The organism is Duganella sp. AC917 (assembly GCF_979258245.1).
In genome coordinates this window covers 2,077,309-2,096,519 of the sequence record NZ_OZ409848.1, presented here as the reverse complement: position 1 = coordinate 2,096,519, position 19,211 = coordinate 2,077,309, and the positions used below count along the sequence as shown (strand labels likewise).

General features: G+C 61.0%; 18 protein-coding genes. 6 read left to right on the top strand and 12 right to left on the bottom strand.

Going from position 1 to position 19,211, the window contains the following annotated elements; all coding sequences use genetic code 11:
- Window positions 1–142 precede the first annotated feature (142 nt).
- Both ACZ0BA_RS09140 and ACZ0BA_RS09135 read left to right on the top strand, forming a co-directional pair.
- Window positions 143–574, top strand: a complete 432-nt coding sequence (locus tag ACZ0BA_RS09140; protein WP_463450973.1) for a YeeE/YedE family protein — start codon at window positions 143–145, stop codon at window positions 572–574.
- A gap of 10 nt (window positions 575–584) precedes the next feature.
- Complete coding sequence (locus tag ACZ0BA_RS09135; RefSeq protein ID WP_463450972.1) at window positions 585–1,001, top strand: DUF6691 family protein; 417 nt, start codon at window positions 585–587, stop codon at window positions 999–1,001.
- A 79-nt stretch (window positions 1,002–1,080) separates the two neighbouring features.
- Here the strand turns inward: ACZ0BA_RS09135 and ACZ0BA_RS09130 are convergent, their stop codons facing one another.
- The 6 genes from ACZ0BA_RS09130 to ACZ0BA_RS09105 form a co-directional block, all read right to left on the bottom strand.
- Window positions 1,081–1,857 (bottom strand): peptidylprolyl isomerase, encoded by a 777-nt coding sequence (locus ACZ0BA_RS09130; RefSeq protein WP_463450971.1) that lies wholly within the window; start codon window positions 1,855–1,857, stop codon window positions 1,081–1,083.
- Between the two features lie 99 nt (window positions 1,858–1,956).
- The gene (locus tag ACZ0BA_RS09125) at window positions 1,957–2,733 is read right to left on the bottom strand and encodes a peptidylprolyl isomerase (protein ID WP_463450970.1); all 777 of its coding nucleotides are present in this window, start codon (window positions 2,731–2,733) and stop codon (window positions 1,957–1,959) included.
- A gap of 120 nt (window positions 2,734–2,853) precedes the next feature.
- Entirely contained in the window at window positions 2,854–3,126 is a 273-nt protein-coding gene (locus ACZ0BA_RS09120) for a BolA family protein (RefSeq protein WP_463450969.1), read from the bottom strand.
- Window positions 3,123–3,752 carry a septation protein A gene (locus ACZ0BA_RS09115; protein WP_463450968.1) on the bottom strand — a complete coding sequence of 210 codons (630 nt, stop codon included), beginning with the start codon at window positions 3,750–3,752 and terminating at the stop codon, window positions 3,123–3,125. Before ACZ0BA_RS09115 ends, ACZ0BA_RS09120 begins: the two co-directional genes overlap by 4 nt.
- 17 nt (window positions 3,753–3,769) lie before the next feature.
- Window positions 3,770–4,168, bottom strand: coding sequence for a peptide-methionine (R)-S-oxide reductase MsrB (msrB, locus tag ACZ0BA_RS09110; protein ID WP_463450967.1), 399 nt, complete (start codon window positions 4,166–4,168; stop codon window positions 3,770–3,772).
- A gap of 14 nt (window positions 4,169–4,182) precedes the next feature.
- Window positions 4,183–5,661, bottom strand: a complete 1,479-nt coding sequence (locus tag ACZ0BA_RS09105) for a protein adenylyltransferase SelO (RefSeq protein WP_463450966.1) — start codon at window positions 5,659–5,661, stop codon at window positions 4,183–4,185.
- Between the two features lie 218 nt (window positions 5,662–5,879).
- Between ACZ0BA_RS09105 and ACZ0BA_RS09100 the strand changes: the two genes are divergently transcribed.
- On the top strand, window positions 5,880–7,505 hold the full coding sequence (locus ACZ0BA_RS09100; protein WP_463450965.1) for a 3-(methylthio)propionyl-CoA ligase: 1,626 nt from the start codon (window positions 5,880–5,882) through the stop codon (window positions 7,503–7,505).
- A 14-nt stretch (window positions 7,506–7,519) separates the two neighbouring features.
- Here ACZ0BA_RS09100 and ACZ0BA_RS09095 read toward each other — a convergent pair whose 3' ends face one another.
- Complete coding sequence (locus ACZ0BA_RS09095; protein WP_463450964.1) at window positions 7,520–8,917, bottom strand: aminotransferase-like domain-containing protein; 1,398 nt, start codon at window positions 8,915–8,917, stop codon at window positions 7,520–7,522.
- 177 nt (window positions 8,918–9,094) lie between these two features.
- Here ACZ0BA_RS09095 and ACZ0BA_RS09090 point away from each other — a divergent pair, with 177 nt between their 5' ends.
- A complete protein-coding gene (locus tag ACZ0BA_RS09090) occupies window positions 9,095–9,328 on the top strand; it encodes a hypothetical protein (RefSeq protein WP_463450963.1) in 234 nt (77 codons plus the stop codon).
- Window positions 9,329–9,371: 43 nt separating this feature from the next.
- Here the strand turns inward: ACZ0BA_RS09090 and ACZ0BA_RS09085 are convergent, their stop codons facing one another.
- Window positions 9,372–10,067: a DUF4197 domain-containing protein gene (locus ACZ0BA_RS09085; RefSeq protein WP_463450962.1), complete on the bottom strand. Its 696-nt coding sequence runs from the start codon at window positions 10,065–10,067 to the stop codon at window positions 9,372–9,374.
- Window positions 10,068–10,292: 225 nt separating this feature from the next.
- On the opposite strand from ACZ0BA_RS09085, the gene ACZ0BA_RS09080 reads away from it, so the two are divergent.
- A complete protein-coding gene (locus tag ACZ0BA_RS09080) occupies window positions 10,293–11,900 on the top strand; it encodes a methyl-accepting chemotaxis protein (protein WP_463450961.1) in 1,608 nt (535 codons plus the stop codon).
- A gap of 93 nt (window positions 11,901–11,993) precedes the next feature.
- Here the strand turns inward: ACZ0BA_RS09080 and ACZ0BA_RS09075 are convergent, their stop codons facing one another.
- From ACZ0BA_RS09075 to ACZ0BA_RS09060, 4 genes are read right to left on the bottom strand one after another with little or no spacing between them, the layout of a single operon-like run.
- Window positions 11,994–13,538 carry a chemotaxis protein CheW gene (locus tag ACZ0BA_RS09075; RefSeq protein WP_463450960.1) on the bottom strand — a complete coding sequence of 515 codons (1,545 nt, stop codon included), beginning with the start codon at window positions 13,536–13,538 and terminating at the stop codon, window positions 11,994–11,996.
- A complete protein-coding gene (locus ACZ0BA_RS09070) occupies window positions 13,525–14,097 on the bottom strand; it encodes a chemotaxis protein CheD (protein WP_463450959.1) in 573 nt (190 codons plus the stop codon). The genes ACZ0BA_RS09075 and ACZ0BA_RS09070 overlap by 14 nt, the downstream gene beginning before the upstream one ends.
- On the bottom strand, window positions 14,094–14,939 hold the full coding sequence (locus ACZ0BA_RS09065; RefSeq protein WP_463450958.1) for a CheR family methyltransferase: 846 nt from the start codon (window positions 14,937–14,939) through the stop codon (window positions 14,094–14,096). Before ACZ0BA_RS09065 ends, ACZ0BA_RS09070 begins: the two co-directional genes overlap by 4 nt.
- A 13-nt stretch (window positions 14,940–14,952) precedes the next feature.
- Window positions 14,953–16,650 (bottom strand): methyl-accepting chemotaxis protein, encoded by a 1,698-nt coding sequence (locus ACZ0BA_RS09060; protein ID WP_463450957.1) that lies wholly within the window; start codon window positions 16,648–16,650, stop codon window positions 14,953–14,955.
- Window positions 16,651–16,941: 291 nt separating this feature from the next.
- On the opposite strand from ACZ0BA_RS09060, the gene ACZ0BA_RS09055 reads away from it, so the two are divergent.
- Window positions 16,942–19,029 carry a 3-hydroxyacyl-CoA dehydrogenase NAD-binding domain-containing protein gene (locus tag ACZ0BA_RS09055; protein ID WP_463450956.1) on the top strand — a complete coding sequence of 696 codons (2,088 nt, stop codon included), beginning with the start codon at window positions 16,942–16,944 and terminating at the stop codon, window positions 19,027–19,029.
- Window positions 19,030–19,211: the final 182 nt, after the last annotated feature.

Here is a 19,211-nt window from a genome sequence, read left to right as displayed (position 1 = left end):
GCATTCTTCCAAACCACGTTGGACGGATTAGCGCAGCGTAATCCGTCAAGACCCGCGAGTAGCCCGAACAATTACCGATCACAGTGATATAGTGGGAATCAACCAACGGCCAATCCACGGTACGATCGAAAAAGGGACAACAATGTCAATCGACTGGCAATCCTTCACCCCGTGGGCTTCGCTGGCGGGGGGCATATTAATCGGCGCCGCAGCCAGCCTGCTCATTATATTCAACGGGAGAATAGCCGGCATTAGCGGCATCATCGGCGGCTTATTCCAGCCGCAAAAGGGCGATATCAGCTGGCGCGTGGCGTTCATCGTCGGCCTGTTTGGCGCACCGTTAATTTACCGTTTATTCACCGAACTACCCGCCATTCAAATCGACGCGAGTTACGGCATTCTGATCGCCGCAGGCCTGATCGTGGGCGTAGGAACACGCTACGGTTCCGGCTGCACGAGCGGTCATGGCGTGTGCGGTTTATCGCGGCTATCGCCACGTTCTCTGGTGGCGACAATAACTTTTATGGCAGCAGGCTTCGCCGCCACCTACGTGGTCCGTCATTTAATCAACTAGAGTAGGGCATATGCCGATATTCACCGCCTTACTGTCCGGACTGATTTTCGGCCTCGGCCTGATACTGTCCGGAATGGCCAATCCCGCCAAGGTACTGGGCTTTCTCGACCTGGCCGGCGCCTGGGATCCCTCCCTGATATTCGTCATGGGCGGCGCGATCGGCGTTGGTTTGGTCGGCTTCGCGGCGGCCGCCCGGCGCAAAGTGACGCCATCCGGCGAGCCGATCAAGCTGCCAACGACGCGCCAGATCGACCGTCCCCTGGTCATCGGCGCGCTGCTGTTCGGCATAGGCTGGGGCATCGCCGGCTTTTGCCCCGGCCCGGCGCTGGTGGGCGTGGGCATGCTGGAGCCCAAGACGCTGCTGTTCGTGCTGGCCATGCTTGCTGGCATGGGGCTGTTCGAATGGCGCCGGGGCGCCAAGGCTTGAAAAGCAAAACGCCCGATAAACTTCATCGGGCGTTCCATGGGAGCGGGGCGGCGGTCCGCGCCGCGCTTACCGGCCAGTATTACTGGACCTTGGCTTTCTTGATCAGTTCGTCGCGGTAGGCGGCGATCTTCTTCTGTTGCAGTGCCTCGGCAACCTGACCCTTGACTTCAGCCAGCCCCGGCAGCTTGGTCGCGCGCGACTCTTCCAGCTTGATGACGTGGTAGCCGAACTCGGTCTTGACCGGGGTTTCGGTGATCGCGCCTGGTTTCAGCGCAATCATAGCGTCAGCGAAAGGCTTGACCAGCTTGGCGGGAGTCATCCAGCCCAGATCGCCGCCGTTGTTGGCCGAACCATCTTTCGATACCTTGGCCAGTTCTTCGAACTTGCCGCCGGCTTTCAGCTTGGTGATGATGTCCTTGGCTTCCTGCTCGGTTGCGACCAGGATGTGACGTGAATGGTATTCCTTGTCCCCGACGGCGGCCTTGTACTTGTCGTATTCGGCCTGGATTTCAGCATCCTTGACCGGGTTCTTCTTGACGTAGTCCGCCAGCATGGCGTTGATGGTGATGCTCTGCGCGGCGTTGTCGATGGCCGACTTCACTTCCGGCTTGGCGCCATAGCCCTGCTTGCTGGCTTCCTGAAGCAGCACTTCGCGGCCGATCAGTTCTTTCTTGACCATTTCGCGCAGCTGCGGACTGTCAGGTTGCTGGCCTTGGGCGACCACTTGCTTGACCATCTGGTCTACCTTAGCGGCAGGAATAGCCTTTCCATTGACGGTCGCGACGTTTTGCGCGAAAACCGGGGCTGCAACGACAGCGATCAGTGCTAACAACAGACGGGCTGGCTTCAACATCATTATTAAATCCTATAAAAAAACAAGAAATCGCACTCGGCGGTGCATTGTACCAACGCACAATCAAAAACGGCGCCCCGCAGGGCGCCGCCTTCTATAACATTACTGCACTTTTGCTTTCTTGACCAGTTCTTCCTGGTACGCTTGCAGCTTCTTCTGTGCCAGCGCTTCGGAGATTTGCGGCTTGACTTCTTCCAGCGTCGGCAGCTTGGCTGGACGGATGTCGTCAACCTTGATGACGTGGAAACCGTTCGGGGTTTGCACCGGCTTCTCGGTCACGCCACCTTTTTGCAGGGCCACGAAGGCGGCCGAGAATGCTGGTGGGAACGACGAAGGCGAGGCCCAGTCCAGATCGCCGCCGTTGGCAGCCGAACCGGTGTCTTTCGACGTCTTGGCCAGGTCTTCAAACTTGGCGCCGCCTTTGAGCTTGGCGATCACGTCGTTGGCTTCGGCTTCGGTCGCCAGCAGGATGTGGCGCACGTGGTATTCCTTGTCGCCGGCCTGCTTGGTGAAGCGGTCGTACTCGGCCTTGACGTCGGCGTCGGCGATCGGGTTCTTCTTGATGTAGTCGGCGATCATCGCGTTGATGATGATGGCCTGGCGGGCGTTGTCGATCTGCGCTTTGACGGCGGCATCCTTGCCGAAGCCTTGTTTTTCGGCTTCCTGCATCATTACTTCACGGCCGATCAGGTCTTTCTTGATCAGGTCGCGCAGCTGCGGCGAGTCCGGCTGCTGGCCTTGGGCGACGACCTGCTTGACGACGGCTTCGACGCGCGAGGTTGGGATGGCTTTGCCATTAACAACGGCAACGTTCTGTGCAAGTGCAGGCACGGCGACAACGAGAAGTGCGATCAGCAAACTGGCTGGCTTGAAAGTCATTATTAATTCCTGTAAGGGGAAAGTTTTAGCGAAATTGCCTGGAAGGAGTTTGGTCAGCTATCTGTCTTTGTGTTCAATTATTCTTGAAACCGATAGGACCGCTCCTAGCCGGGCGCTACATCATACTTCGGACGGAGCCAATGCGGTAATGGCCAATGCATGTATTTCACTATGCATCATATCGTGCACGGAATCATACACGAGTCGATGTCTTGTGACGAGTTTCAGGCCCTCGAATTGTAACGAAACGATTCTGACATTGTAGTGACCGCCGCCGGAGGCAGCGCCGGCATGGCCGGCGTGCATTGCGGAGTCGTCTTCCAGCACCAGTTCCACCGGCGATAGCGCGGCCTGGAAGCGGCTGCGCATGCGGTCCATGCGGGTATCGCTCATGTCGGGTCCTTCATGTGGCGCGACAAATAAATCGTCTGCGCAACGATAAACACGAACATGATGGCGGTCGAACCGAACGCCTTGAAACTGACCCAGGCGCTGGTATCGCCTTTATAAAGGACGAAGGCGACATACCAATTGAGGATGCCCATGGCGGTGAAGAAACCGATCCACGCCAGATTGAGGCGCGACCAGATCACATCCGGCAACTCGATGATTTCGCCCATCGATTTGCGCATCAGGTTCTTTTTAAAGACGAATTCGCTCACCAGCAAACCGACGGCAAAGAACCAATAGACGATACTCAGTTTCCATTTGATGAATACTTCATCGTGCAAGTAAACCGTCAGGCCGCCGAAGAACACAAACATGCCCAGCGAGAACCACATGAGGAATTCGACTTTCTGTCCGCGCAGCTTCAGATAGGCGATCTGGGCGATGGTGCCGATGATGCCGACCAGGGTGGCCAGCACGATCGGCGACTGGTCCGCCGTGACCGAACCGCCCGAAATGATGCCGCTCAGATAAGTGTTAATGAAGTGCTGCGAAGCCTCCGCGTGGGCGCCGGAGAGCTTGTAGGCGCCGAAGAACAGCAGGACCGGCAAAAAGTCGAACAGAAATTTCATGGTGTCTTAGGGCGTTATTAGTCTTGTGGATCAAATCGCAAGGAAGCCGAATTGATGCAATAGCGCAGGCCGGTCGGCGGCGGGCCGTCCGGGAATACGTGGCCCAGGTGGGCATCGCATACCGCGCAAATGATTTCGGTGCGCAGCATACCATGGGTTCGGTCGGTTTTCTCGATCACGTTGGCTGGGTCCAGCGCTTCGAAATAGCTCGGCCAGCCGCAGCCGGAATCGAACTTGGCGTCGGAACGGAACAGCGGCGTGTCGCAGCACACGCAGGTGTAGATGCCGTGTTCGTGATGATCCCAGAATTTGCCCGTAAACGCACGCTCGGTGGCGGCATGCCGCGTCACTTGATACTCCATCGGGTCCAGCATGTTGCGCCATTCGGCGTCGGATTTGGTCACTTTATTGGTCATGGATACGTGCTCGCTTAAGAAGAACAGCTGACTTCGAGATGGCTTGCCCAGTCCGGCGGCAAAGCGGCGTAGTGTTCGTGCTCGGGCTGTTCGTCGTACGGGCGCTGCAATACCGCCAGCAGGCGCGCCACCTCCGAAAAGTCCTTGTTTTGCGCTTTTTCAATGGCAACTTGCGCCAGATAGTTACGCAGCACATATTTGGGGTTGATTTTGTTCATCGCAAGCTGGCGTTGGGCATCGTCGCTGCCTTCGGCCTGCAGGCGCTCCCGATACCGGATCGCCCAGGCGTCGAACGCGGGCCGGTCGATGAACAAGTCGCGCAGAGGCTCGTCCCCGCTGGCGTCGGCCGCCTTCAATCCACCAAGGCGGCGGAAGAAGAGCGTGAAATCGACGCCATTAGCGTGGAGTAGGGCGAACATGCCGTCAAACAGCGCGCGGTCAGCCTCCGCGTGCTGCTCCAGATGGGTCAGCCCCAGCTTGGCGTGCAGCAGCTCATCCAGCTTTTCGGCGAACGCCGACTGGTACACATCCAGTGCCGCCTGCGCGGCGTCGACCTCGCCGATCAGCGGCATCAACGCCTGGCCCAGCGCGTAGCAGTTCCAATGGCCGACCTGCGGCTGGTTGCTATACGAGTAGCGGCCCTGTTGATCGGTGTGGTTGCAAATGTGATCGGGATCGAAGGCTTCCATGAAACCGAACGGGCCGTAATCGATCGTCAGGCCCAGAATCGACATATTATCGGTGTTCATCACGCCATGCATGAAGCCGACCGCCTGCCAGTGCGCGATCATCTGCGCCGTGCGGCGGGTGACTTCGCGCAGCAGGCCGACATAGGGGTTGTCCTCGCTGCGCAGCTCCGGGTACGAACGGTCGATGACATAGTCGGCCAGGATTTTCAGCTCGTCCGCCTTGTTGCGGTAGAACCAGTGCTCGAACGAGCCGAAGCGCACGAAGCTGGGCGCCATGCGCACCACGACGGCCGACGTTTCGACGGTTTCGCGCATCACGCCCTGGTCCGAACCGGCCACAGACAGCGCACGCGAAGTGGGAATGCCCAGCGCGTGCATCGCTTCCGAGCACAGGAACTCACGGATCGACGAGCGCAGCACCGCGCGGCCGTCGCCCATGCGGGAATAGGGCGTCATGCCGGCGCCTTTCCATTGCAGTTCCATCGGGCCTTGCGGCGTGGCGACCTCGCCAAACAAGATTGCGCGGCCATCGCCGAGCTGGCCGGCCCAGACGCCGAACTGGTGGCCGGAATAAACGGCGGCCAGCGGCAGGGATCGATCAGGGACGGCATTGCCGATGAGGATATCGACGCTGTCGGCCACCTGTTCAGGTGTCAGGCCGATCAGCGCAGCGGCCGGCTCGCTGACGGCGACCAGATAGGGCGCCGGCAACGGTGTAGGCATGAGCCGGGTATAGAAAGCGGGCGGCAAGGACGCAAACGAATTGTCCAGCGGCAGGTTGGAAGCAGTAATAGTAGTGTCCATTCAAGTAGGCTCGGCGGGGCTGCCGCCGAGAATTATGGTGATTTTACCGCAGGCTCCAGGTGCTGCATTGCAGCATCGAAAACCGTTGACTGTGCTCGTGCCGGCCATCCACACTTGTTTGCATAAATAACTATGTTGCGGAGCGTGACATGCAATCCAAGAGTTCTGGGAATACGTCGGTGCCAGCGAGTGCAGGGAGCCAGAACATCGGCTCAATAATGGGCCAAATGATGAGCCAGCCCTTACTGATCTCCAGCATTATCGAATTCGCCGCCCGGCACTACGGTGGTAGTGAGATCGTCTCGCGGCGCGTTGAAGGCGACCTGCACCGCTACACGTTCCGCGAATGCCACCAGCGCGCCAAGCGGCTGGCGAACGCACTGCACAGCCTCGGCGTGAACCCCGGCGAGCGGGTCGCAACCCTGGCGTGGAACGGCTACCGGCACCTGGAAGCGTACTACGGCGTATCCGGTTCCGGCGCAGTCTTGCATACGATCAACCCTCGACTGCATCCCGAACAACTGGCCTACATTTGTAATCATGCCGAAGACCAGTACCTGCTGTTCGATTTTTGTTTCCTGCCCCTAGTTGAGGCCATCGCGCCTCATTGCAAGACGGTCAAGGGGTTCGTGTTGATGGGCGACGCCGATCGCATGCCGGTGGAAACCAGTATCCCCAATCTGCTGTGCTACGAAGACTTGATCGACGCGCACTCGGACGAGTATGTCTGGCCGCAGTTCGATGAGAACACGGCCGCGACCCTGTGCTACACCTCCGGCACGACCGGCAATCCGAAGGGCGCGCTGTATTCGCACCGCTCGACGGTGCTGCACGCTTACGCGTCGGCCTTGCCGAACGTGCTCAATGTGTCCTCGCGCGACGTGGTCATGCCGGTGGTGCCCATGTTTCACGTCAACGCCTGGGGACTGCCGTATTCGGTGCCGCTGTCGGGTGCCAAGATGGTGTTCCCGGGCGCCGCACTGGACGGCAAATCGGTCTACGAGCTGTTCGAAAGCGAACGCGTGACGTTCTCGGCCGGCGTGCCGACGGTCTGGCTGGGGTTGATCAACTACGCGCTGCAGAACAAGCTCAAGTTCTCGACCTTCCGCCGCACCGTGATCGGCGGCTCGGCCTGTCCGCCGGCGATGATGAACACCTTGATCGACGACTTTGGCGTCGAGGTCATCCACGGCTGGGGCATGACGGAAATGTCGCCACTTGGCACCACCGGCGGCTTGCTGAGCAAGCACATGGAGCTACCCAAGGCGCAGCAGCGCGCCATCCTGCAAAAGCAGGGCCATGCGATCTTCGGCGTTGACATGAAGATTGTCGACGACGATGGCAAGGAATTGCCATGGGATGGCGTCAGTTATGGGCATTTGCTGGTCAAAGGGCCGTGGGTGGTAGCGAGCTACTTCAAACATGAGGGTGGCGATGTGCTGGAGGATGGCTGGTTCCCGACCGGGGACGTGGCGACGATCGACATCGACGGCTTCATGCAGATTACCGACCGCAGCAAGGACGTCATCAAGTCCGGCGGGGAGTGGATCGGCACCATCGACCTGGAAAACGTCGCCATGGCGCATCCGGCCGTGATGCAGGCGGCCTGCATCGGCGTGGCGCATCCGAAGTGGGACGAGCGGCCCTTGCTGGTGGTGGTGCTCAAGCCGGGACAGCAGGTGGGTCGCGACGAGCTGCTGGCGCATTTCACCGGCAAGGTTGCCAAGTGGTGGTTGCCGGATGATGTAGTCTTCGCGGACGCCTTGCCGGTGGGCGGCACCGGCAAGATTCAGAAAAACAAATTGCGTGAACAGTACAAGGATTACAAATTACCGACGGCGTGAACAAGGCAGGCTGCTTACGTAGCAGGGGTGGGCGAATTGGGCCGCCGCGCAAGCAGCTGAGACAGCCGTTGAAGACCGGCCTGCAGGCGTCCACGGTCCTTGATGCTGCCCAAAGAAATTCGGATAGCGTTTACGGATGCGTTGCCTGTCGCGAACGCTCCGGCCGGCGTGACTGCAATGCCCTCGCTCTCGGCTGCGACCGCTAGCTGCGCGCAGTTCCAATACCCGGGCAACTCGAGCCATACATGCAGGCCGTCTCCGGCGCCGCTGTAGCGCCCCGCCAGAATATCGCGCGCCATCCGGTGGCGCAGACGCGCCTCGATGCGTATGCCTTCCATCAATCTGTCGGCCGAACCGTCGAGTATCCACTGGGTGGCAAGTGCTGCCGTGAGCGGCGCGACCATCAACGCAAATGACCTTAGCGCGGCCAGGAAGCGTTCGCGTTCCTGCGGGTCGCGAATGAGCACGAAAGCGACCCGCAGGCCGGGCGTCAGACACTTCGACAGGGTCGAGATGTACACCACGTGTTGCGGGGCGAACGTGGCAATCGGTGGTGGCGGCGCATTGGCCAGCAGCCAGTAGGGATCGTCCTCGACGATGCGTACATTGCAGCGCTGCGCAATGCTGGCGAGTTCCTTGCGTCGGTGTTGCGGAATGGTGATGGCGGTCGGATTCTGTAATGTCGGATTGAGGTAGATCAGCGCCGGCTTGTGCTGGCGGCACGCCTGCTCAAGCAGCTCGGGCATCATGCCGTGCTGGTCCGCTTCCACCGCGATGATACGGCGGCCGAATTGGGTTGCCGCGGCAAGCAAACCCGGATACGTCGTCGGCTCTGCCAGGATCACATCGCCAAGTGCCGTCAGCGCAAGGATCAACGCGGCGATGGCTGCTTGCGCCCCCGGACAGACAACGACTTGCCGGGAATCCAGCGGTCCGAACATCGGTTCGAGCCACTTGGCGCCAGCGATACGGTCGGAATCGCTTCCCCCGGCCAGATGGTAAGTCATCAGCAATTCGGTATCCGCCCTCATCAGCACCTGGGACAAACCCTGCTTCAACATGTCGTCGAAGTCCACGCCGGCTGGTGGCGGCGCGGTATTCATGCTCAGGTCGAGGATCGATGTTAATTCGACTTTCGCCGCCGCGACATATGTGCCGCGAGCGCCACGTCCTTCCAGCAAGTTGCGGCGTCTGGCTTCGTCGTATGCGCGCGTGACCGTCGTCAGGTCGACATTCAGCTGTGCCGCCAACTGGCGCTGCGGTGGCAGGCGGTCACCCGGTTGCAGCGTGCCGTCTACGACCGCCGCCTGCAACGCATCGGCAATCTGCAAAAAACGTGGTCCGCCGTGCACGGCCAAACGTGGCAACCAGATTGGCGATTGATCATCTAGTATGGGTTTCACCTGGGACATTATGTCTCAATGTATGGAAATTGCTTTCCAGTAGTATGCATCTCATGCCAACCGATGTTAATGAGCGAGGTGCTAAGGCACTTGGCTTCGATGGTTCGAATAAAAGTAGTTGCGCAAGCAACGTTTAGAGGGTGATGCCTCACGATAGTGTCAAGTAATAGCCTGGAAGTATTCAAAATGGTGGATTGGATCCCTGTAATTTTCGTGATATTCAAGTTTATCGTGCTCGGCACGGGGATGTTCTACGCCATCAAGTGGCATTACGACCAAGGCAAGAAGGGCAAGGATACGCGCGCGGTGCTGCGCACAAGCGGCAAGGTGGCCGCATTCTTCGTGTCAGCGGTTGTGGGACTGGCGCTAGTCACCTTCGTCGTTATTAGGATGCTCGGTATGGACCTGGCCTTCCTTTAATGGATATCGTCGGGCGCCATGCTATTCAAGCAAGATAAACTTCCTATTTGATCGCGCCGAACACCTTGCCGATCAGCTTGCTGCCGGCGCCCAGCGGATCGGCCCGAATGGCTTTTTCTTCCTCGCCGATCATCGTGTACAGGCCGTCGAGCGCGCGCTTGGTCACGTAACCTTCAACCGTGCGCTGATCGTCCGACACCAACCCCATGGTCGGCGCCATCGCCATCGTGGAGTTGTATTGCGTCGACAGTTTTGAGCGGTCGGTGACTTTTTTCACAATCGGCAGAAACTGCACCGCCAGCTTGGCCGAAGTCTTGTCGCGGAAGAAATCGGTCACCGACGTCTCGCCGCCGGTGAGGATGTTCTTGGCATCCGTCACGCTCATCGACTTGACTGCATCCATCAGCAACGGCTTGGCCATCGGCACGGCGGCCTCGGCGGCGTGATTCATCTGGATCACCAGATCGTCCAGCTTTTTGCCCTTGCCGGTCATTTGCAACAGCGGCCGCGCCTGTTCCAGGATCTTCGGCAGCTGGATGCGCACCTTCTCGTTGTTCAGGAAGCCGTTCTCGGCGCCCAGCTTGGATATCGCCAGATTCGAGCCTTGCTCCAGCGCCGCCTTAAGGCCGCCGGTGGCGTCCTTGTTGCTGAGGTCGGAGAGCGAGAGGGCGAAGGCGCTGGCGGCGATCAGCCCAAGCGGAAGCAGCGCGATGGCGCGAAGGGGAGTAGCGACGGGCATGTTGACCTCGATAAAAGAGCAGCGGCGGTTGCCGGCACGCCACTACTTTACCCGACGCTGTCTCAAGCCGCCAGAAACCAAGGTCCGGGCGTGTAATTTATCTAAACAGTGCTTTCAATTCATTCATAAAAGGTTTGACGGTGTAATAAATTTGGGTTTAAATAGTTGCCTGTTGGTATTTTATTGCCGAATACCATGCCCGCCCACGACAACCAGGACAACTTCATGGCCCATCTTTCCATTCGACTCAGACTGATCGCCACGATGTGCGTGCTCGGCGTGCTGATCCTGGCGCTGGCCGGCGTCAGTGCTTTCGGTATCAGCAGAGTCAACTTCGCACTCAAGGACGTGTATTCGAACCAGTTGGCATCGGCCATCGCGCTGGGCAATGCCAAAAACTTCCTGAACCGCTCGCGCTTCGCCATCGACCGCGGCGTGTTCCATCCGGAAGCCGCCGATTTGCCCAAAACGCTGGACCGCGCCGAGGGCTTCATCGCCGACTCCGACAAGGCCTGGAAGGGTTACCTGGCCCTGCCGCTGGGTCCGGGCGAGAAGGAACTGGCTGCGGACCTCGACACCAAGCGCACGCAGTACATCAATGATGGGCTGCGCGCGCTGATGGCGGCGCTGCGCGCCCAGGACGCGACACAGATCGACGAGCTGGCGATGAAAAAGCTGTCCGCCCAGTTCGGCATCTTCGACGCGGCCTCCGCCAAGCTGGAGGAATACCAGTTGAAATCCGCCGAAGAATACTATGTGGAGAGCCAGGCGTTTTACGCGACCTTCCAGAAAGGGTTCGTGATCGGCTTGCTGGTCGTGCTGGCCGTGATCGTGTTTTCAAGCACCACGCTGTTGCGCGCCATCATGCGCCCGCTGTCGGCTGCGCTCGGCCACTTCGACGCTATTGCCGCCGGTAACCTGGCTAACCGCATCGACATTGGCCGTCAGGATGAAATGGGCCGTTTGATGCAGGGCCTGGTCAAGATGCAGCAACAACTGGCCGCCACCGTGCACAGCGTGCGTGGCGGCAGCAACGCCATTGCCATCGCCAGCAAGGAAATCTCGGACGGTAATATGGACTTGTCGCGCCGTACCGAGGCGCAGGCGGCGGCACTGGAAGAAACCGCGTCGTCGCTGGAGGAATTGACCTCGACCGTGCGCCAGAATGCCGACAACGCGCGGCAGGCCAATCAGCTCGCGCTGACCGCGTCCGATGTCGCCGGTCGCGGCGGCGCGCTCGTATCGCAGGTGGTGGACACGATGAGCACCATCAACGGCTCGTCGCGCAAGATCGCCGATATTATCGGCGTGATCGACGGCATCGCCTTCCAGACCAACATCCTGGCGCTGAACGCGGCGGTTGAAGCGGCCCGCGCCGGCGAACAGGGACGCGGCTTCGCGGTGGTGGCCACCGAGGTGCGCAACCTGGCCCAGCGTTCGGCGGCCGCAGCCAAGGAAATCAAGGAGCTGATCACCGCCTCGGTCGAGCAGGTCGACGCCGGCTCGCAGCTGGTGGACCGCGCCGGCGCCACCATGAACGACATTGTCAGTAGCGTGCAGCGCGTCACCGGCATCATGAACGAGATCATGGTCGCCGGCGAAGAGCAAAGCGAGGGCATCAATCAGATCAACCAATCGATCTTGCAGATGGACGAGGTGACGCAGCAAAACGCCGCGTTGGTCGAGGAGGCCGCCGCAGCCGCCGGTTCGATGCAGGAACAGGCCGCCGCGCTGGAACAGATGGTCAGCACCTTCCAGCTCGATGAAGCGGCCGGGCAGGGCGCCGCGCCACGTGCCGCCCCGCGCGGCCGGCAACTTGCCATCGGCGCCTGACGTCGGCCCGGGCGAAAAAAAAGGGCGGTCCGTAGGCCGCCCGTCATACCCAACCCGGCCCGCTGTGGACCGCTGCGGACAGTTATCTTGCGGCTACGACGCCAGTGCCGGCATTTCACGCGCCAGACGCTGCAGCAGGCGGTCGCATTCGAATACGCTGAGCGTCTTGTGGCTGTCGCCTTCGCCCTCGATGTCGATCACTTCCTCCATCTCGCCGCGCGGGCCGTCGTTGACGCTGTGGTTGCGCATCATCTTCGGCGCGGTGAAGCGGCGGTTGTCGTTGACGGTCATGATGTTCTCGACCGCGTCGACCAGCAGCCCGTAGCGGTCCTGCCCGCGCTCGATCACCAGGATCTTGGCCTGGCCGCTTTCCGGCGCCGGCGCCATCTGGTACAGGCTGCGCAGATCGATCACGCTGATCATTTGCTGGCGCAGGTTGAGCATGCCGCGCATGAACGACGGCATACCTGGCGCATGCGTAACGTCATCCGAATAATCGATGATTTCGCGCACCTGCTTGATTTCGACCGCATAGGTGTTCTCCAGCGAGAACGTGATGTAGACATGGCGCTGGTTGCGGCGGGCCTGGCCGCTTTCCTGGGCTGCGGCGGCCGCTTCGTCCTTCGGATACAGGCTGGCGTGGCCGGTGCGCATCGCTACGATTTCGGCGCTCGACAGGATCTGGCGGTGCTCGAGCAGGATGATGTCGCCCAGGTCCGGTTTGGAGATGCAGCCGGCGAACATGCCCGAGCGCGACTTGCCCAGCATCGGGATCGGCATGATCTCTTCGCTGAAGAAGTTGACGATGTTGTCGACCGAGTCGACCAAAAAGCCGATCGTTGTGTCGTCGATGCGGGCAATGACAACTCGCTGGTCTGGGTGGAACACGCGTTCGCTTGGCGGCGGGGCGCTGGCGGCGCCCGGCGTCAGCAGCGTGTAAAAGCAGACCACGCCGACCGGGCTGCCACGGAAGTTGATGCGGCCCAGGCACAGGGCACTGTTCAGCACGGATGCCTGGATCTCCGGCACGCGGATGATTTCCTGGATCGCGCCCATTTCCAGCGCGAACGACGAACTGCCAACGCGGAAGCTGACGCACTGACGCCGCTCGCCCTGGTGCCGCCGCGCCGCCTGGCGGCCGGCGCCTTGCAGCGCCAGCACTTGCGGTACGTTCTCAATGCGCGCCAGCGCGGCCGGGTCGAGCACCTGCAGCAGTCGCGCGCCGTCCTCGAGCAAAATGGTGCCGGCCACCACGCCGTGGCTTTCGCCGGACGCGTAGCTTAGCGTGCTGCGTTGTTCGGGACGCACGCGCAGGATCTCGCCGGTGGCATGGAACAGGATGCCGACCAGCACACCGTCGTAGTCGAGGATGGCGATCTTGTGCGTACGCTCGGCGGCCGGTGCGGCCGGGTTGAACACCCGGCCCAGGTTGACCACCGGGATGACGCTGCCGCGCAACGTGAACATCCCTTCCAAAAACGGCGGCGACAACGGCAGCGCGGTCATCTTGTCGGGAAAATTGACCACTTCGCGGATACACAGCGCGGGTAGGGCGAACTCATCCGGGCCCAGCACGAACGAGCCGAACAGTTCGGTGGGGCCGGCGACGGCGGGCGTTTTCTGTTCAAGCATGTGCATGGCGGCGTTCCCGGGGCTGGGCGGCGATCTCTGCGATCTGATAAGTACATGTGGCGCAATCGACGGCCAGCGTGCGGCCGGTCTTGCCGCCGACGCGGCATTCGAGCACGTTGAGGCCGTACAGGCCGAGGTATTTGCGGGCGGCGTCTGCGTTCTGCTGGCCGACCTGGAAGCGCGACGAGCAGGCGTCGAGCATCATGCCGCCACCGGCCACCACCACCAAAATGTCGGCGTAGTCGGCGGTGCTCGCACCGATCAGGCGCAACAGCGATGGCACGGCCTGGCTGACGTAACGCGCGCCCGGTTCCGATTGCAGCGAGGTGCCCTCGGGCAGCAGGCAGTGGGCCAGGCCGCAGCGGCCGCGTTTTTTCCACAGGAAAGCGATGCCCACGCAGGAACCCAGCAGCGCTTTCAGTTGCTCGGTGCGGCCGCCGATTTGCAGTTCGCCAATGCCGACGTGGCGGAACGGGCCGGCGAGCCGTCCGGCCGCGTCGTCTTGCGCGGTCCATGGCAGGGTGGGCAGTACCGCTGCGTTGCTAAGGGTGGGGTGTGAGATCATGGTGTCAGGCTACCGAGCGTATAAATCAATGGCCGCTCGAACTGCCAGGCGGTATCGAGGCCTGTGATCGATTCGGATTCGCCCAGGATCAACCTGGTGTGGGGCGCCATACTGTGGCGGACTTGCTGGAGCACGGCCTGTTGGTGTTCCTCGTCAAAATAAAACAAGACGTTACGCAGGAACACGAGGTCGAACTTTTGTTGCTTGAACGGCGCCGGCGGCCGCAGCGGCTTGAGCAGGTTATGCTGGGCCAGCGTGACGTGCCGTTTGAGCGCGTCGACCACCTGCAGGCCGTCGCCGCGCGCCGTGAAATACTGGTTGACCCAATCCGGGTGCGAGGCCATCAGCCGCTCGACCGAGCGGCCGGCGTATTGACCGCCACGTGCCTGCGCCAGGATTTGATTCGAAATATCGGTGCCGAGGATGCGATAGCTAAAGCCGGGCGCCAGCGCCGCGAACTGGTCGCACAGCATGGCGATCGAGTACAGCTCCTCGCCGCTGGAGGCCGCCGCCGACCACACCGACAGCGTCTGGCCGGGATGCTCGCGCCACCAGCGCGGCAAGAACTCGCGCTCGACGTAGTCCCACACGTGCTGGGTGCGGAAAAACAGCGTGTCGTTGGTGGTGACCAGGTCGATAAAATGCGGCACTTCGGCGCTGTCGTCGCGTACTCGTTGCACATAACCCTGGAAGCTGCCGATGTCGAGCGCCTGCATCCGCGGCCGCAGGCGCCGCTCCAGCAGCGAGCTCTTGCGGTCGCTCATGGCGATGCCGGTATGCTCGCGCACCAGCGCGATCAAGGCCGACAAGGTCGACGGTTGGATGCCTCCGCTGATTTCCACCTGGTTGTCTACCTTAGACCACGAAGCCGGAAACGGTTTTGTTCAAGTCGCCGGCGCGCACGTTCAACCCTTCGGTGGAGCGGGCGATGCTGTCGCATGCGGCGGCGGACTTTTCGGCTTCCTCGGCGATGTACTGCACCGCCGTGCTCACTTCGCGCGCGGTCAGCAGCTGCTCGTTGGTGGCCTTGGAGATGTCCGAGATGGCCATAGTGGTCTTCGCCACGCCGGCGACGATCTTGTCGAAGGCGTCGCTGGCCTGGCGCGAAATCTCGCTGCCGGCCGAGACGCGCTTGACCGATTCGTTGATCAACTTGGAAATCTCCTTGGTCGCCTGCGAGGAGCGCTCGGCCAGCTTGCGCACCTCGTCGGCCACCACCGAGAAGCCCAGGCCGTGCTCGCCGGCGCGCGCGGCCTCGATAGCGGCGTTGAAGGCCAGCATATTGGTCTGGTTGGCGATCTCGCTGATGACCTTGACGATCTCGCCGATGTCTTCCGACGAGCGATTGATCAGGTCCATCGCCTCGATCGACTTGGCCACCGCTTTGGCGCCGACCTCGGCTTCGTGCTGGGTATCCTTGGCCAGCGTGTCGGCGTTGGAGGTGTTGCCGGCGATGATGTCGATCGAGTTGGTCAGGCCGTCGATCGACGCGTTCATCTCCTCGACGGTCGCGCCCAGCGCCTGGGTGCCGAGCGCAACGCTGCCCGAGCGCTCGGCGATGGTGGTCGAGGCCTCGGCGAAACCGTTGGCCGACGCCACCACCTCGCCGATCACTTTGCGCAGGTCGGCGATCATTTTGCTGATGCCCTCGGCCAGGTGGTCGAGCGGCTCGTCGCCGTCGATAACGATGGCGCTGGTTAGGTCGCCGGAGGCCGCCCGCTCCACCGATTCGAGCAGGCGCTTGATCTTGGCGCCGTCGGAGGCGGCCTTGTCAGCCACGGAAGTTTCCAGATTCACCTGCGCGGTAATATCGCTGGCGAATTTAACCACCTTGTATGGTTTGCCATTTAAATCGAGGATGGGATTATAAGTGGCCTGTATCCATATTGTTTTGCCATTATTTCCGATGCGCTTATACCGGCCGCCATCGAATTCGCCGCGATTGAGCTTTTGCCAGAAACGTTTATATTCTGAGCCGGTGGCGTATTCCGGTTCGCAAAACATGCGGTGATGCTCGCCGCGAATATCATCGAGGGTATAACCCATCGTTTGCAGGAAGTTATCGTTGGCGCACAGCACGTGCCCGGTCATGTCGAATTCAATCACCGCCTGCGCCTTGGACATGGCGGCGACCTTGCCCTCGTACTCGGCATTCTGGTTCTTGCTGTCGGTGATCACGGTGGCGAACTTGATGACCTTGTAGGCCTTGCCGTCGGCATCGATAATAGGGTTGTAGGACGCATTGATCCACACTTCGCGGCCGCCTTTGCCAACGCGCTTGTAGTCGCCGCGGTCGTATTCGCCGCGGCCCAGGCGGGCCCAGAAGTCCTTGTACTCGGCGGTCTTGACATAGTCGGGATCGCAGAACATCGCATGGTGGCGGCCCTGGACTTCTGCCAGCGTGTAGCCAACGGTGGCCAGGAAATTCTCGTTCGCATGCAGGATAATGCCGTCGAGATCGAACTCGATCAGCGCCTGTACCCGGTTCAGCGCGGTATTAATCGCTTGCAAATCCCGGTCTCCCGATTGAATTGCCTGAGTATGCGCGTCCATAGAAATCCTATATATAAGATAATAATAATGGGTAGATAATGTTGTGCGCTGAGTGGATCGCAGCCGCCGCGTTATATTATTTCTCCTAATCAAGTTAGAAAACAAGCTGAGCCATCAATTCATGCCTTGCGGTGTACCTTATTTTCCACTTGCTGCGATACTTTCTCCGCGTTTAGAAGCGCCGTCGCCGCTTTCAAAAGCCTGCGCGCGTAGGCGCGATTTTTCGGTACGATCGTTCTTTTTTACGGTATAGTGGGTTTGTTCCGTTTAACACAACAATAAGGAAGAGACATGACCGCTGAATATCACGTCCACGGCGCCGTTGCCGTCGTCACCCTCAACAATCCGCCAGTCAACGGACTGGGCCTGGCTACCCGCACCGCCGCCGTCAAAGGCATCCAGCAAGCGCTGGCGGACGACGCGGTCAAGGCGATCGTCATCACCGGCGCGGGCAAGGCGTTCTCGGGCGGCGCCGACATCAAGGAATTCAATTCACCCAAGGCGCTGGCCGAACCGAGCCTGCACACGTTGATCGCCACGGCGGAAAGCTCGACCAAACCGGTGGTGGCGGCCATCCACACGGTATGCATGGGTGGCGGCCTGGAGCTTTCGCTCGGCTGCCACTACCGGGTCGCCATGCCGGGCGCGCAGATCGCCCTGCCGGAAGTCAAGCTCGGCCTGCTGCCGGGCGCCGGCGGCACACAACGGCTGCCGCGCGTGCTGGGTCTGGAGATGGCGCTCAACATGATCGTGTCCGGCACGCCGGTCGCGTCCGACAAGCTGGCCGGCACCGCGCTGTTCGACGCGGTATTCGCGGCCGACGCCGACTTGCTGGCCTCGGCGATCGCCTTCGCCGAAAAGATCGCCGATGTGCGGCCGCTGCCGAAGGTGCGCGAGCGCAAGGTCGACTACCCGAACCACGAAGCGTTCCTGCAGTTCTCGCGCAACACGGTCAAAGCCATGGCCGGCCCGTTCCCGGCGCCGCTCGAGTGCGTTGAGACGGTGGCCGCTTCGGTGACGATGAAATTCGAGGACGGCATCAAGTTCGAGCGCGAGCGCTTCATGTACCTGATCCAGACCACCGAGTCCAAGGCGCTGCGCCACGCCTTCTTTGCCGAGCGTGTCGCCAGCAAGGTGCCGGACGTGCCTGCCGATACGCCGGTGCGCACGATCAAACAGGCGGCCGTGATCGGCGCCGGCATGATGGGCGGCGGCATCGCCATGAACTTCCTCAACGCCGGCATCCCGGTCAAGCTGCTTGAGACCAAACAGGAAGCGCTGGACAAGGGCCTGGCCACGATCCGCAAGAATTACGAAAGCACGATGAAGAAGGGCAAGCTGACGCAGGAGAAATTCGAACAGCGCATGGCCCTGGTCAGCGGCACGCTGGCTTACGAGGACATCGCCGACGCCGATATCGTCGTCGAGGCCGTGTTCGAGGAAATGGGCGTCAAGGAGGCGGTGTTCCGCAGGCTCGACGAGGTGATGAAGCCGGGCGCGATCCTGGCCACCAATACCTCCACGCTGGATGTCGACCGGATCGCAAGCTTCACCCAGCGTCCGCAGGACGTCGTCGGCACACACTTCTTCAGCCCGGCCAACGTGATGAAGCTGCTGGAGATCGTGCGCGGCGCGCAGACCGGCAAGGACGTGCTGGCCACCGCGCTGGCCCTGTCGAAAAAGCTCAAGAAAACCGGCGTCGTCTCCGGTGTCTGCGACGGTTTCATCGGCAACCGCATGATCGAGCAGTACAGCCGCCAGGCCGGCCTCCTGCTGGAAGAGGGCGCGCTGCCCGAACAGGTCGACAAGGCCGCCGAGAAGTTCGGCTGGGCCATGGGACCCTTCCGCATGGCCGACCTGGCCGGCAACGATATCGGCTGGGCCATCCGCAAACGCCGCTATGTCGAGAAGCCCGAGATCAGTTATTCGAAAACCGCCGACCTGCTGTGCGAGATGGGCCGCTACGGCCAGAAAACCGGCGGCGGCTGGTACGACTACAAGGCCGGCGACCGCAAGGCCTACCCGAACGCCGAGGTCGACGCGATGATCGTCGCCCATTCGGCCGAGCTCGGCATCACCCGGCGCAAGATCTCCGACCAGGAGATCGTCGAGCGGCTGGTGTACGCGCTGGTGAACGAGGCCGCCAACATCCTGGAGGAGGGCATCGCCCTGCGCGCCTCCGATATCGACATGGTGTATCTGACCGGTTATGGCTTCCCGCTGTTCCGTGGCGGGCCGATGTTCTACGCCGACACCGTCGGGCTGCCGAATGTGCTGGCGGCCATCAACAAGTATGCGCAGGGTCACCACGGCGAGGCCTGGCAGCCGGCGCCGCTGCTGGTGCGGCTGGCCGCCGAGGGCAAGGGATTTAACGGCTAAGCGCCCGCTGAATAACGCTGATGTTGTCAGATGCACACATGCCATGAGGAAAATTTCATAGCATGTGAGCATTTTCTTTGAAACTTAAGTATAATTCTCGAAAGCACAACTTTCATCTGAGCCCTAAAAAACGGTTCGAGTCGCAACGTGAGCAAAACGGCATCCCGATCGATGCCCACGTG

Coding starts and splice junctions, on each gene's coding strand:
- msrB (WP_463450967.1), bottom strand. CDS start 4,168: ATGACCAATAAAGTGACCAAATCCGACGCCGAATGGCGCAACATGCTG.
- ACZ0BA_RS09060 (WP_463450957.1), bottom strand. CDS start 16,650: ATGGACGCGCATACTCAGGCAATTCAATCGGGAGACCGGGATTTGCAA.
- ACZ0BA_RS09105 (WP_463450966.1), bottom strand. CDS start 5,661: ATGGACACTACTATTACTGCTTCCAACCTGCCGCTGGACAATTCGTTT.
- ACZ0BA_RS09125 (WP_463450970.1), bottom strand. CDS start 2,733: ATGACTTTCAAGCCAGCCAGTTTGCTGATCGCACTTCTCGTTGTCGCC.
- ACZ0BA_RS09115 (WP_463450968.1), bottom strand. CDS start 3,752: ATGAAATTTCTGTTCGACTTTTTGCCGGTCCTGCTGTTCTTCGGCGCC.
- ACZ0BA_RS09055 (WP_463450956.1), top strand. CDS start 16,942: ATGACCGCTGAATATCACGTCCACGGCGCCGTTGCCGTCGTCACCCTC.
- ACZ0BA_RS09090 (WP_463450963.1), top strand. CDS start 9,095: ATGGTGGATTGGATCCCTGTAATTTTCGTGATATTCAAGTTTATCGTG.
- ACZ0BA_RS09100 (WP_463450965.1), top strand. CDS start 5,880: ATGGGCCAAATGATGAGCCAGCCCTTACTGATCTCCAGCATTATCGAA.
- ACZ0BA_RS09140 (WP_463450973.1), top strand. CDS start 143: ATGTCAATCGACTGGCAATCCTTCACCCCGTGGGCTTCGCTGGCGGGG.
- ACZ0BA_RS09095 (WP_463450964.1), bottom strand. CDS start 8,917: ATGTCCCAGGTGAAACCCATACTAGATGATCAATCGCCAATCTGGTTG.
- ACZ0BA_RS09120 (WP_463450969.1), bottom strand. CDS start 3,126: ATGAGCGATACCCGCATGGACCGCATGCGCAGCCGCTTCCAGGCCGCG.
- ACZ0BA_RS09080 (WP_463450961.1), top strand. CDS start 10,293: ATGGCCCATCTTTCCATTCGACTCAGACTGATCGCCACGATGTGCGTG.
- ACZ0BA_RS09130 (WP_463450971.1), bottom strand. CDS start 1,857: ATGATGTTGAAGCCAGCCCGTCTGTTGTTAGCACTGATCGCTGTCGTT.
- ACZ0BA_RS09075 (WP_463450960.1), bottom strand. CDS start 13,538: ATGCACATGCTTGAACAGAAAACGCCCGCCGTCGCCGGCCCCACCGAA.
- ACZ0BA_RS09085 (WP_463450962.1), bottom strand. CDS start 10,067: ATGCCCGTCGCTACTCCCCTTCGCGCCATCGCGCTGCTTCCGCTTGGG.
- ACZ0BA_RS09135 (WP_463450972.1), top strand. CDS start 585: ATGCCGATATTCACCGCCTTACTGTCCGGACTGATTTTCGGCCTCGGC.
- ACZ0BA_RS09070 (WP_463450959.1), bottom strand. CDS start 14,097: ATGATCTCACACCCCACCCTTAGCAACGCAGCGGTACTGCCCACCCTG.